Annotated in this window: 10 protein-coding genes; 8 read left to right on the top strand and 2 right to left on the bottom strand. The window is 67.9% G+C overall.

Annotation, left to right across the window (positions count from 1 at the left end; genetic code table 11):
• Positions 1 to 23: 23 nt before the first annotated feature.
• From ACSQ3N_RS19685 to ACSQ3N_RS19710, 6 genes are all read left to right on the top strand, one after another.
• Positions 24 to 875 carry a type IV pili methyl-accepting chemotaxis transducer N-terminal domain-containing protein gene (locus tag ACSQ3N_RS19685; protein WP_436147218.1) on the top strand — a complete coding sequence of 284 codons (852 nt, stop codon included), beginning with the start codon at positions 24 to 26 and terminating at the stop codon, positions 873 to 875.
• Positions 876 to 970: 95 nt separating this feature from the next.
• The gene (locus tag ACSQ3N_RS19690) at positions 971 to 3,808 is read left to right on the top strand and encodes a nitrate reductase (RefSeq protein ID WP_436147219.1); all 2,838 of its coding nucleotides are present in this window, start codon (positions 971 to 973) and stop codon (positions 3,806 to 3,808) included.
• A gap of 172 nt (positions 3,809 to 3,980) precedes the next feature.
• Positions 3,981 to 4,904, top strand: coding sequence for a DNA-binding protein YbiB (gene ybiB, locus ACSQ3N_RS19695; protein ID WP_436147220.1), 924 nt, complete (start codon positions 3,981 to 3,983; stop codon positions 4,902 to 4,904).
• On the top strand, positions 4,901 to 5,740 hold the full coding sequence (cobA, locus tag ACSQ3N_RS19700) for a uroporphyrinogen-III C-methyltransferase (protein ID WP_436147221.1): 840 nt from the start codon (positions 4,901 to 4,903) through the stop codon (positions 5,738 to 5,740). Before ybiB ends, cobA begins: the two co-directional genes overlap by 4 nt.
• A 256-nt stretch (positions 5,741 to 5,996) precedes the next feature.
• Positions 5,997 to 6,710: a methyl-accepting chemotaxis protein gene (locus ACSQ3N_RS19705; RefSeq protein ID WP_436147222.1), complete on the top strand. Its 714-nt coding sequence runs from the start codon at positions 5,997 to 5,999 to the stop codon at positions 6,708 to 6,710.
• 350 nt (positions 6,711 to 7,060) lie between these two features.
• Positions 7,061 to 8,554, top strand: coding sequence for a cellulase family glycosylhydrolase (locus ACSQ3N_RS19710; RefSeq protein ID WP_436147223.1), 1,494 nt, complete (start codon positions 7,061 to 7,063; stop codon positions 8,552 to 8,554).
• A gap of 106 nt (positions 8,555 to 8,660) precedes the next feature.
• On the opposite strand, the gene ACSQ3N_RS19715 is transcribed toward ACSQ3N_RS19710, so the two are convergent.
• Positions 8,661 to 9,149 carry an acyl-CoA thioesterase gene (locus ACSQ3N_RS19715; protein WP_056170428.1) on the bottom strand — a complete coding sequence of 163 codons (489 nt, stop codon included), beginning with the start codon at positions 9,147 to 9,149 and terminating at the stop codon, positions 8,661 to 8,663.
• A gap of 196 nt (positions 9,150 to 9,345) precedes the next feature.
• Between ACSQ3N_RS19715 and ACSQ3N_RS19720 the strand changes: the two genes are divergently transcribed.
• A complete protein-coding gene (locus ACSQ3N_RS19720; protein WP_056170431.1) occupies positions 9,346 to 10,479 on the top strand; it encodes a sterol desaturase family protein in 1,134 nt (377 codons plus the stop codon).
• A gap of 35 nt (positions 10,480 to 10,514) precedes the next feature.
• On the opposite strand, the gene ACSQ3N_RS19725 is transcribed toward ACSQ3N_RS19720, so the two are convergent.
• On the bottom strand, positions 10,515 to 11,000 hold the full coding sequence (locus ACSQ3N_RS19725) for a DUF4124 domain-containing protein (RefSeq protein WP_056170434.1): 486 nt from the start codon (positions 10,998 to 11,000) through the stop codon (positions 10,515 to 10,517).
• 98 nt (positions 11,001 to 11,098) lie between these two features.
• Between ACSQ3N_RS19725 and ACSQ3N_RS19730 the strand changes: the two genes are divergently transcribed.
• Positions 11,099 to 12,346 carry an NAD(P)/FAD-dependent oxidoreductase gene (locus tag ACSQ3N_RS19730; protein ID WP_056170436.1) on the top strand — a complete coding sequence of 416 codons (1,248 nt, stop codon included), beginning with the start codon at positions 11,099 to 11,101 and terminating at the stop codon, positions 12,344 to 12,346.
• Positions 12,347 to 12,357: the final 11 nt, after the last annotated feature.

Raw genomic sequence — 12,357 nt, forward strand, 5'->3', positions numbered from 1 at the left:
AACGTCACTCCAAGGCCACCACGATGAAGACTGCCGCCACCGCCCGCCTGCCCGCCGCCCTGCACCGCAGAACCCTGCTGATCACCGCAGGCGGCGGTGCCGTGGCCTGCGCCCTGGCCTGGGTGCCCCGGCCAGCGCACGCGCAGGTCGCCAACCTCAACGACGCCATCAACAAGGCCGGGCGCCTGCGCATGCTCAGCCAGCGCATGGGCAAGGCCTGGCTGGCCATCGCGCACAAGGTGCAGGAGACCGCGGCGCGCCAGGTGCTGGAGCAGTCCGTGGCGCTGTTCGAGCGCCAGCTGGCCGAACTCAAGGCCTACGCGCCCACACCGACCATCCGCGAGACTTACGGCCAGCTCGACACCGCCTGGGCCGCCCACAAGGCCACGCTGCTCGGCGCGCCGCCCGCACTGGCTGGCGCCGCCGCCATGCTGCAGGCCGACGCCAAGGTGCTGGCCCTGGCCCACCTGGGCACCGTGCAGTACGAAGCCGCCTCGGGCAAGCCCGTGGGCCACCTGGTCAACCTGGCCGGCCGCCAGCGCATGCTGAGCCAGCGCATGGCCAAGTTCTACCTAGCGGCGCTGCTGCCGGTGGACGCTGCGGCGGCCACCACTGAAATCGCCAAGGCGCGCACCGAATTCGTCGCGGCCACTGAGGTGCTGCGCAAGGCGCCCGAGGCCAACGACCGCATCCGCCAGGAGCTGCTGCTGGCCGACGGGCAGTGGGTTTTCTTCGATGCCGCCCTGCAGCGCATGCAGGCCGGCAACGCCACGGGCAACACGGCACGGCTGGTGTCGGATGTATTCGTGGCCAGCGAGAACCTGCTGTCCAGCATGGACAAGGTGACGGGGCTCTACGCTGCGCTGGCGGGATGACAGGCTGCGTTGATTACATGCCAGCCCTGGACTGACGAGCACGCACACACGGCACCGCCCCACCGCCTTCACAACACAACAACAAGACCGCGCCCATGACAGAAACCCATTCCACCTGCCCCTACTGCGGCGTAGGCTGCGGCGTGATCATCGAGAGCAACGGCGCGCAGATCACCGGTGTGCGTGGCGACCCGCTGCACCCCGCCAACTTCGGCCGCCTGTGCACCAAGGGCTCGACCCTGCACCTCACGGCCAGCAGCCCCATCACCCTGCAGACCCGCCTGTTGCAGCCGCAGCAGCGCCTGCAGCGCACCGATACGCCCCAGCCGCTATCGTGGGACGCGGCCCTGGGCCTGGCGGCCGGCCAATTCGCCGACATCATCCGGCAGCACGGCCCCGGCGCCGTGGGCTTCTACGTCAGCGGCCAGTTGCTCACCGAGGACTACTACGTCTTCAACAAGCTGGCCAAGGGCCTGATCGGCACCAACAACATCGACACCAACTCGCGCCTGTGCATGAGCAGCGCCGTGGCGGGCTACAAGCAGACCCTGGGCGCCGATGCGCCACCGGCCTGCTACGACGACGTGAAGCACGCGCAGTGTTTGTTCATCGTGGGCAGCAACGCGGCCTGGGCGCACCCCATCTTGTTCCGCCGCATCGAAGACGCGCGCGCTGCCAACCCGGGCATGAAGGTCATCGTGGCCGACCCGCGCCGCACCGACACCGCGGGCATGGCCGACCTGTTCCTGCCGCTGCAGCCCGGCAGCGACGTGATGCTGTTCAACGGCATGCTGCACCTGATGCTGCGCGAGGGCTGGACCGATGCAAAGTACATCGCCGCGCACACCAACGGCTTTGCCGAACTGCAGGCGCTGGTGAGCGAAGCCACGCCCGAGCGCGTGGCCGAGGTGTGCGGCATTTCGGTGGCCGACCTGACCACCGCCGCAAAGTGGTTTGCCACCTCCACATCGACCCTGAGCCTCTACTGCCAGGGCCTGAACCAGAGCAGCAGCGGCACCGCCAAGAACGCCACGCTCATCAACCTGCACCTGGCCACAGCGCAGATCGGCAAGCCCGGCGCCGGCCCCTTCAGCCTGACCGGCCAGCCCAACGCCATGGGCGGGCGCGAGGTGGGCGGCCTGGCCAACCTGCTCAGCGCGCACCGCGACCTGGCCAACCCCCAGCACCGCGACGAAGTCGCTGCGCTATGGGGCGTGGCCGACGTGCCCGCCACGCCCGGCAAGACGGCCGTGGAGATGTTCCAGGCCGCCGCCGACGGCGAGATCAAGGCGCTGTGGATCGCCTGCACCAACCCCGCGCAGAGCATGCCCGACCAGGCCACCGTGCGCCGCGCCCTGCAGCGCGCCGAGTTTGTGGTGGTGCAAGAGGCCTTTGCCACCGCCGCCACCTGCGCCTATGCCGACCTGCTGCTGCCCGCCACCACCTGGGGCGAGAAGACCGGCACGGTGACCAACAGCGAGCGCCGTATCTCGCGCGTGCGCAGCGCCGTGCCCGCACCGGGCGAGGCGCGGCACGACTGGGCGATCGCGGTGCAGTTCGCCCAGCAGCTCGAAGCGCGGCTGCGCCCCGGCGCGCCCACCCTCTTCCCCTACACCACAGACCACGCCGACGCAGGCGCTGAAAAGGTATGGCAGGAGCACCGCGAGAGCACGCGCGGACGCGACCTGGACATCACCGGCCTGTCGTGGAGCCTGCTCGAATCGCAAGGCCCCCAGCAGTGGCCGCTGCCGGAGGGCACCACCACCGGCAAGGCCCGCCTGTACGAAGACGGCATCTACCCCACCGCCGACGGCCGGGCCCGCTTTGCCGCCCACGCCTGGAAGCCCGTGGCCGAGCCGCGCGAGTCGCGCTACCCCTTCAGCCTGACCACCGGCCGCCTGCGCGACCAGTGGCACGGCATGACGCGCACCGGCACCCTGGGCCGCCTGTTCGGCCACGTGGCCGAGCCCAGCGTGCAGCTGAACCCGCAGGACATGGAACAGCGCGCCCTGAAGAACGGCGACCTGGTTTACGTGACGAGCAAGCGCGGCACCATCGTCGTGCCCGTGCAGGGCGACACTACCGTGGGCGTGTCGCAGGCCTTCATGGCCATGCACTGGGGCAGCGAGTTCCTGAGCGGCTGCTCGTCCACCGGCGAGCGGCTGGCGGGCGTCAATGCGCTGACCACCTCGGCCTACTGCCCCACGTCCAAACAGCCCGAGCTCAAGCACGCGGCCGTCAAGATTTTGAAGGCCGAGCTGCCCTGGACGCTGCTGGCCATGGCCTGGCTACCTGCCGACACGGCGCAGGCCACGCGCGAGGCGCTGTCCGCGCTGATGGCGCAGTTTCCGTTTGCCAGCTGCGTGCCCTTCAGCAACAACACGCCGTTGAACGAACCGGGCCGCGAGCGCGTGGGCGTGCTGCTGCGCGCCGCCGCGCACGAAGCCCCGCCGGACGCGACCATCGAGCACATCGAATCGTTGATGGGCCTGGCCGGCAACGACACGCAGCGCTACGCCGACAAAAAGCGCGGCCAGCGCCGCGCGGCGCGCCTGGTGCGCCGGCCTGATGCCATGACGCTCGAAGGCATCGTGCTGGCCGGCGACACCAGCGCCGAAGGCTGGCTCAAGACCCTGCTGCAGGAAGAACTCCCCGCCCAAAGCTACGGCCGCCTGCTGCTGGTCCCCGGCGCCAAGGCCCCGGTGGCGGTGCAGTCGCGCGGCAAGACGGTGTGCACCTGCTTCAACGTGACCGACGCCGCCATCACCACCGAACTGGCCCGCTGCCACGGCACCGACGCCGACCGCCTGGCCCAACTGCAGGGCACACTGCGCTGCGGCACCAACTGCGGCTCCTGCCTGCCCGAACTCAAACGCATGGTCCGCGCCACCGGCCCCCTGGCCCCGAAACCTCTGGCGCAGGCCACCATATAACCAAAAGTTGTCTGGCTTAAAGGAAAATAGCGGCTCAGTTCCCTTCGAACCCCACAAGGACTTGTGCAACAGGGCTCCAGCTAGGCATTTTCGGCGCAGACAGTACTTGCGTACGGCAAGCCGAAATAACGACGCTGGAGCCCTGTTTCACAAGTCCCGCTAAAAAAATACCATGGGCATAAGCCAGTACATCAAGGAAATTGGGCGCGGCGCGCGTGGCGCCAAGCCGCTCACGCGCGACCAGGCCACCGACCTGTTCGGCCAGGTGCTGGACGGCCACGCGAGCGACCTGGAGATCGGCGCTTTCTGCCTGGCCATGCGCATCAAGGGCGAGACGGCCGAGGAGATGTGCGGCTTTCTCGACGCCACGCACCAACGCCTGGCCCTGCTGCCCGCCACCGACCGCCCGCTCATCGTGCTGCCCAGCTACAACGGCGCGCGCAAGCTGCCGGTGCTGACCCCGCTGCTGGCCCTGCTGCTGGCCCGCAAGGGACTGCCCGTGCTGCTGCACGGCATGCGCACCGAGGCGCGCCGCATTTTGGCATCGGATGTGCTGCTCGCGCTTGACATACATGCGCTGACAGCTCCTGAAAAGATAGCAAATGGAACCGTGCGCCACATCCACACCCAGCACCTGCATGCGGGCCTGGCCCGCCTGCTGGCCGTGCGCGAGGTGGTGGGCCTGCGCAACCCGGGGCACAGCGTGGTCAAGCTGATGAGCCCGTGCGCCGGGCCGTCGGTGGTGGTCACCGCGTACACCCACCCCGAATACTTCGAGATGCTGCAGACCACCTTCCGCACGCTGGGCATGACCGCCCTGCTCTCGCGCGGGCTCGAAGGCGAAGTCGCCACCGACCCGCGCCGCACCCCGCGCTACGACGGCTTCATCCACGGCACACATGAGTTGCTCGAGGCCCAGCAGCCCGGCACCGCCAGCGAGGTTCCCGGCCTGCCCGCCGAGATCGACGTGGCCACCACCGCCGCTTACACCCGCCGCGTGCTGGCGGGCGAGCTGCCCATTCCGCCCGCCATCGAAAAACAGGTGGAACACATCTTGCACCTTGCGGATCAAACAGCCCCGGAGACATCGCCATGAGCCGCCCCACGCCACCCGCCAGTCCCTCCACGCCTGCCGCCGCAGTCACCTTGACGCCCCACCTGGGCACCGGCGGCCGCTGCACCCTGGTCGGTGCCGGCCCGGGAGACCCGGAGCTGCTGACCATCAAGGCCTTGAAGGCCATCCAGGCGGCCACCGTGCTGTTGGTGGACGACCTGGTGAGCGACGCCATCGTGGCCCACGCCCCGCCCACCGCCCGCGTGGTCTACGTGGGCAAGCGCGGCGGCTGCAAGAGCACGCCGCAGGCCTTCATCGAAAAGCTGATGCTGATGGCCGTGAACGAGGGCGAGAACGTGGTGCGACTGAAGGGCGGCGACCCCTTCATCTTCGGCCGCGGTGGCGAAGAGGTGGAGCACCTGCGTGCCGCGGGCGTGCAGGTCGAGGTCATCAACGGCATCACCTCGGGCCTGGCAGGGCTGACCTCGCTGGGCGTGCCGCTGACCCACCGCGAGCACGCGCACGGCGTGGTGTTCGTCACCGGGCATGCGAAGCCTGGCGATGCGGGCACCGACTGGCGCCAGCTGGCGGCCACGGCGCGCGACGCCAAGCTCACGCTCGTGATCTACATGGGCGTGAGCGGCGCGGCCACCATCGAGCAAGAGCTGCTCACCGGCCTGCCCGCCCATACCCCCGTGGCCATCATCCAGCACGCCAGCCTGCCCCAACAGCGCCACGCCATCACCACGTTGGGCGTCTTGCACGCCACCATCACCCGCGAGGGGCTGGCCAGCCCCTCGGTAATCGTGGTGGGCGATGTGGTGCGCGGCGTGGCGCTGGCATCGCAGGATGTGCCGATGGCACGCCGCGCGGGCTAGCGCCTCTGGTACGGCATGGACTGGCGGCCAGGGCGGGCCGCCGTGCACTGCCGCGGCGCCAATGCCGACCCACGAACCCCTGCAGGGCCGCGGTGCGTGCGCGGCTTTGCGCCCACGGCAGCGCAGCGCAGCGGGCGGTCAGCGGCGCCTTGGCTGATGGCCGTTGCGACCCCGCTGCACGCTGGCCCGTCGAATGAACACTGGCCCGGCTATTGCTTGTTGTGGGTATCTGAATGCAACAAGCACAAGGACCCCCATGGCAGCCTATCCCGTCCCCTCTCGCACCGGCATGCCTGCATCGCCCTCCACCCTGCCGGCACCGTCGCCCGCCGCCTCGCGCGACACCGACATGTCGCTGGTCAACCTGGCCGCACGCCAGCGCATGCTGTCGCAGCGCATGGTGCTGCAGACCGTGCTGGCCGCCGGTGGCAGCGAGCTGCACTTGAAGGCGGCGCGCACCACGCTGGTCCTGTTCACCGCCAGCCAGGCCCGCCTGGTCGACACGCCGCGGCACCTGGACGGGCCAGATGCTGAGCGTGTGCGCAAGGTCTACGGTGCCCCTGGCGGCGTCGGCGCCACCATCGATGCCTTTGCCCGCCAGGTCGGCACCGCGCTGGACCTGACCGAAGCCCGCAGCCCCCGCGTGGAGGACGCACTGGCCCGGCTGGTGGAAAACACCGATGCCGCACTCGAAGCGCTGAACACCGCCACCACGGTGTTCGACCAGGTGGGCAAGGCCAAGGCCGAGGTCCTCATGAAGGAGCTGGCCGGCATCGTGGCCTCCATCCAGACGGTGGCGCGGGAGGCCAAGGTGGTGAGCTTCAACGCCCAGGTGATGGCCGCCCGCGCGGGCCAGCATGGGCGGGAGTTTGCGGTGGTCGCCAATGTGCTGTCGGGCATCACCAACGAAATCGACGGCCTTTCGCTCCAGGCCGTGTCGCTGGCGGGGCGCAGCCGCAGCGCCGCCTGACCGGGGCTCGCTCAGGCCACTCGCCGCAGCGTGGTCCGCTGGCTCGTCGACACGCAAAACGTCGGACGGCGTCGCGTTGTGTGGTGTGGTGTGGCACGGAGCTGAACACCGCTGCATGGCGAACCGTCGCCCTTGGCTCGGTGCCGTTGCACCGTGATCGACAAAGCGTCTGTCGGACGCGGCCAACACCCAGACGCGTCCCTAACAGACGCTTACAAGGTGGGCCCGATACCTCGGCATTTGCGTGCTTGGCGGACCTATGATTTCCGTAGAAATTGCCTGCGCGGCCACCCGCTGGACTCCCTGATCGGGAGACGCACGGCACCCAACACCCAGCCAGAGAGGATTCCATGCAGCTCACCACACTTTGCCAACGCCTGACGCTCGCCGGCTGTCTGCTCGCCACCTGCAGCGGCGCCTGGAGCTACTCCATCAACGCCGGGAAGGTCACCGACAGCGCCGGAAATGCGGTGCAGCTGCGCGGCGTCAACTGGTTCGGCTTCGAGACCCAGACGAACGTGGTGCACGGCCTGTGGGCCCGCAACTGGAAGGACATGATCACCCAGATGCAGCAAAGCGGATTCAACGCCGTGCGGCTGCCGTTTTGCCCCGCCACGCTGCGCGGCAATGCCCCCAACAGCATCGACTACAGCCGCAACGCCGACCTGCAGGGCCTGTCGGCCATCCAGGTGATGGACACCATCGTGCAGGAGCTCAGCCGCCGGGGCATGTATGTGCTGCTGGACCACCACACGCCGGACTGCCAGTCGATCAGCGAGCTCTGGTACACGCCGAGCTACAGCGAGCAGCAGTGGATCGCGGACCTGACCTTCCTCGCGCAGCGCTACGGCGGAGTGGCCGGCGTCATCGGCATCGACATCAAGAACGAACCCCACGGCGCAGCCACCTGGGGCACGGGCAACCAGGCCACCGACTGGAACCGCGCGGCAGAACGCGCTTCCGCCGCTGTGCTGCAGGTGGCGCCGCACTGGCTGATTGCGGTGGAAGGCATTGGCGAAAACCCCGTGTGCTCCAGCAACACGGGCCACTTCTGGGGCGGCAACCTGGAGCCGCTGGAATGCACGCCGCTGAACATCCCCGCCAACCGCCTGCTGCTGGCACCGCACGTCTACGGCCCCGACGTGTATGTGCAGCAGTATTTCAATGCGGCGGATTTCCCGGCCAACATGCCGGCCATCTGGGACCGGCACTTCGGCCGGTTTGCGCAGGCCGGCTATGCGGTGATGCTGGGCGAGTTCGGCGGCAAGTACGGCCGGGGCGATGCACGCGACGTGCTGTGGCAGAACGCGTTGGTGGACTACCTCGTGACCAAGGGCATGCGCAGCGGCTTTTACTGGTCTTGGAACCCCAACAGCGGCGACACCGGCGGCATTCTGAACGACGACTGGGGCACCCTGCGCGCGGACAAGGTGCAGTTGCTGCAACGGCTGTGGGGCAGCGTGGCACCTGCACCTGCACCTACGCCAGCACCGGCTCCGACACCAGCTCCCGCGCCCGCACCCACGCCGGCTCCGGCTCCGACTCCCGCTCCGGCCCCCACCCCGGCACCAGCACCTACGCCAGCACCCGCACCCAATTTTTCGGTCGTGCAGATCATGGACAGCGACTGGAGCGCCGGCTATTGCCAGCGCGTCCGAGTCATCAACATGGGTTCGGTGTCCGGCAACTGGGCCGTCAACATCCCCGTCAGCGGCACCATCAACAATCTGTGGAACGCCACCTGGACGCAATCCGCAGGCCGCTTGAGCGCTTCGGGTGTGGCCTGGAACAAAACCCTGGCCGCGGGCGCCACGGCCGAGTTCGGCTTTTGCGCGGCGCGCTGAACGGCGGCTTGCACCACGGGCCAGCGGCTTCACAGCTGGCCACTGCGGCCACGGTCACCACGGCGAGCCGCGCTGTCAAGGCGCGGCGCTTGCCGGGGGCCGCAGGCTAGGTACCCGCCGTCTCCCGCACCTGCGTGAACCGCTCGGCCAGCTCCTTGCGCAAGGCCTTGCGCAGCAGGGCGGCCTCCCAACGGCGCTTCTCGTCTGCCGTGGTGGGCGACAAGGGCGGCACCTTCACCGGCTTGCGCGACTCGTCCACTGCCACCATCGTGAAAAAGCAGCTGTTCACATGCCGCACCACCTGCGTGCGGATGTCTTCGGCCACCACTTTGATACCAATCTCCATCGACGAAGAGCCGGTGTAGTTCACGCTGGCAAGGAAGGTCACCAGCTCACCCACATGGATGGGCTGCAGGAACATCACCTGGTCCACGCTCAGCGTCACCACGTAGCAGGCCGAATAGCGGCTGGCGCAGGAATACGCCACCTGGTCCAGCAGCTTCAAGATGGCCCCGCCGTGCACATTGCCCGAGAAATTGGCCATGTCGGGGGACATCAGCACGGTCATGCTGAGTTGGTGTGAGGGGATGTTCATGCTGGAATTTTAGGTGGGGGTGGGATGGGGTGCGTCGCGCCCTCGCAACGCCGCGGCCGCTAAACTTGGGGCAGCACAACCCATGCCACGGCGCGACCGGCCGGTCACTGCAGACCGTCACCCCCGCCGCCCCAGGCCGCCGCCGGCACGCGGCCCATACCGATACCAGGCACACGATGCCGGAGGGAACAGCAACATGCTCGAAATTGACAAGCTCAATGAATTCACCGAAAGCCACGGCGCGCTGCGGCGCGGGCGCGGCCTCGTCTCGGGGGTGATCGCCCTCACGCTGGCCATCCTGTGCTTTCTGGGAGTGCTGGCGTTTCACTTCCCCGAGTACCTGACCACGCCGCAGCTGCGCAAGAGCTACGACGTCACGGTCATCCGCAACATCATGCTGGGCGCGATGGCGGTGGCGGGCGGCATCTCGCTGGTCAACATCCTCTTCAACAGATCGCGCTGGCTGGCGACGTTCGCCTTCGCCATCGTGGCGCTGGCCGCTTTCCTGGGCGGCCACAAGGTCGAAGTGGACCCCAACTTCCCGGACAACACGCCCTACATCGGCCTGGACTGGTTCATCCTCGACCTGCTGGGCAGCTCGCTGATCTTCATCTTCATCGAGAAGCTGTTCGCACTGCGCAAGGACCAGCCCATCTTCCGCGAAGAGTGGCAGACCGACTTTCACCACTTCATCGTGAACCACATGGTGGTGGGCTTCGTGCTGCTGGCCACCAACCTCATCGTGCACAAGTTCTTTGGCTGGGCGGCCAGCGACGGTATCCGCGGCTGGGTGCAGGGCCTGAACTTCTGGGTGGCGCTGTTCCTCATCGTGCTGGTGGCCGACCTGGTGCAGTACTGGACGCACCGCGCTTACCACGAGGTGCCGGTGCTGTGGCGCCTGCATGCCGTGCACCACAGCGTCAAGAGCATGGACTGGATGGCCGGCTCGCGCCAGCACATCCTGGAGCTGCTGATCACCCGCACCCTGGTGCTGGCGCCCATCTACGTGTTCGGGTTCTCGAAGGAAGTGATTGACGCGTACATCGTCGTCGTGGGCTTCCAGGCGGTGTTCAACCATGCCAACGTGAGCGTGCGCCTGGGCCCGCTGCGCTACGTGCTGGTCACGCCCAACTTCCACCACTGGCACCACAGCCAGGATCAGGAGGCGCTGGACAAGAACTATTCAGCGCACTTCGCGTTTCTGGACTACCTGTTCGGCACGGCCGTGAAAAGCGACAAGCTCTGGCCCGAGAAGTACGGCGTGCTGGGCGACTACGTGCCCAACGGGTTTGTGAAGCAGTTCAAGTTTCCGTTCACCTGGAAGGGCTGAAACGGCGTCCGTCGCGCGATCGAAGAATGGCGCGGTCAGAGCGTGCTCAGTTCCTTCTCGAGCGTCCTCAACTGCTCGCGCAGCTCCTCGGTACGGGCCTCGCAGGCAGACTTTCCCTTGGCCACCGCAGCCGCCGCTTCCTGCGCGAACTGATTGCCGGACGCAATGGATTTGCGCAACGGCCCGGCAGTGGCCACGGCCTCTGCCGGGGCTGCTGAGCACTCCCGCTGGTTGCGATCAACAGCAGCACGTGCCTGGGGCACACCCTGGTTCTGCAGGTAGTTCTTGCGTTGCCACGATGGGCCGAATGCGCCCTCTTTCCCGGTGGACTGCGCGGGCGCGATGGGCGTGGCGCCCTCCATGGCGGGCCGCGCCTCGATCTTCTCGCTCTGCCCACCCACGCACGGCGCATCCTGGAACGCCACCTTGCCATCGGCACCCGTGCATTTGTTGATGGCCCAGGCCGGGGCCAGAAAGCCCAGGGCCAGGGCGCAGGCGGCATAGCGGATGGTGGGGTGCATGGATCTGTCCTCGGAATACGGCGGCGCGTGCCGATGGCCATCCTACAGCGCCACACGGCCGATGGTCCAATGGCGACACCCTACAATCCGCCGCTCCCATGACCACCCCATTCTTTGACGCCATCATCATCGGCGCCGGCGCTGCCGGCCTGTTCTGCGCGGGCCAGGCGGGCCAGCGGGGCCTGAAGGTTCTGCTCATCGACCATGCCGAGAAGGTGGCCGAAAAAATCCGCATCTCGGGTGGCGGGCGCTGCAACTTCACCAACCGCGACCTGGACCCGGCTGCGCCGCACAAGCACTTTGTCGGCCAGAACCCGCAGTTCTGCCGCTCGGCGCTGTCGCGCTACACGCCGGCGGACTTCATCGCGCTGGTGCAAAAGCACGGCATCGCCTTTCAAGAAAAGCACAAGGGCCAGCTGTTTGCCGACCGGTCGGCTGAGGACATCATCGCCATGCTGCTGGCCGAATGCGCAGCGGGCGGAGTGACGCACTGGCAGCCGTGTGGCGTCAAAAAATTAGCCTTTTTGCCCTGTACCGCTGGTCCAGAAAACGCTCGCAGCTATCAAATTGATACGGACCGAGGCCCCGTGCAGACGCGCTCGGTCGTCATCGCCACCGGCGGCCTGTCGATCCCCAAGATCGGCGCGACGGACTTTGGCTACCGGATGGCACAGCAGTTCAACCTGCCGCTGGTCGAGCGCCGGCCCGGCCTGGTGCCGCTGACGTTCGACGGCGATGCCTGGGCGCCGTTTGTGCAACTGGCAGGCCTGGCGCTGCCGGTGGACATCAGCACCGGTGCCAAGAAAGAACGCATGGCCTTTCATGAAGACCTGCTGTTCACCCACCGCGGCCTGTCGGGCCCGGCGGTGCTGCAGATATCGAGCTACTGGCGCGAGGGCACTCCGCTGGCCGTCAACCTGGCGCCCACCGTGGACCTGCCCGCTGCGCTGGCCCAGGCCAAGTCACGCTCGCGCAAGCTGATCGCCAACGAACTGGCCACGCTGGTCCCGAGCCGCCTGGCCGATGCCTGGGCCGGCCGCGAAGCCGACTGGCAGCGCCCGGTGAACGAGGCCTCGGACAAGGCCCTGGCGCGGCTGGCCGAGCAGTTGGCCCGCTGGGAGCTGACCCCCACCGGCACCGAGGGCTACAAAAAAGCCGAAGTGACCCTGGGCGGCGTGGACACCAAAGCGCTATCGCAGCAGACCATGGAGTGCAAGACGCAACCGGGCCTGTACTTCATCGGCGAGGTGGTGGACGTGACCGGCTGGCTGGGCGGCTACAACTTTCAGTGGGCCTGGGCCAGCGGCCATGCGTGCGCGCAGGCGTTGAAGGCGACACCCCCCTGAGGCCCTGCGGG

This window comes from Acidovorax sp. LjRoot194, assembly GCF_964253015.1.
Lineage (GTDB): Bacteria > Pseudomonadota > Gammaproteobacteria > Burkholderiales > Burkholderiaceae_C > Acidovorax.

Coding starts and splice junctions, on each gene's coding strand:
- ACSQ3N_RS19685 (WP_436147218.1), top strand. CDS start 24: ATGAAGACTGCCGCCACCGCCCGCCTGCCCGCCGCCCTGCACCGCAGA.
- ACSQ3N_RS19690 (WP_436147219.1), top strand. CDS start 971: ATGACAGAAACCCATTCCACCTGCCCCTACTGCGGCGTAGGCTGCGGC.
- ybiB (WP_436147220.1), top strand. CDS start 3,981: ATGGGCATAAGCCAGTACATCAAGGAAATTGGGCGCGGCGCGCGTGGC.
- cobA (WP_436147221.1), top strand. CDS start 4,901: ATGAGCCGCCCCACGCCACCCGCCAGTCCCTCCACGCCTGCCGCCGCA.
- ACSQ3N_RS19705 (WP_436147222.1), top strand. CDS start 5,997: ATGGCAGCCTATCCCGTCCCCTCTCGCACCGGCATGCCTGCATCGCCC.
- ACSQ3N_RS19710 (WP_436147223.1), top strand. CDS start 7,061: ATGCAGCTCACCACACTTTGCCAACGCCTGACGCTCGCCGGCTGTCTG.
- ACSQ3N_RS19715 (WP_056170428.1), bottom strand. CDS start 9,149: ATGAACATCCCCTCACACCAACTCAGCATGACCGTGCTGATGTCCCCC.
- ACSQ3N_RS19720 (WP_056170431.1), top strand. CDS start 9,346: ATGCTCGAAATTGACAAGCTCAATGAATTCACCGAAAGCCACGGCGCG.
- ACSQ3N_RS19725 (WP_056170434.1), bottom strand. CDS start 11,000: ATGCACCCCACCATCCGCTATGCCGCCTGCGCCCTGGCCCTGGGCTTT.
- ACSQ3N_RS19730 (WP_056170436.1), top strand. CDS start 11,099: ATGACCACCCCATTCTTTGACGCCATCATCATCGGCGCCGGCGCTGCC.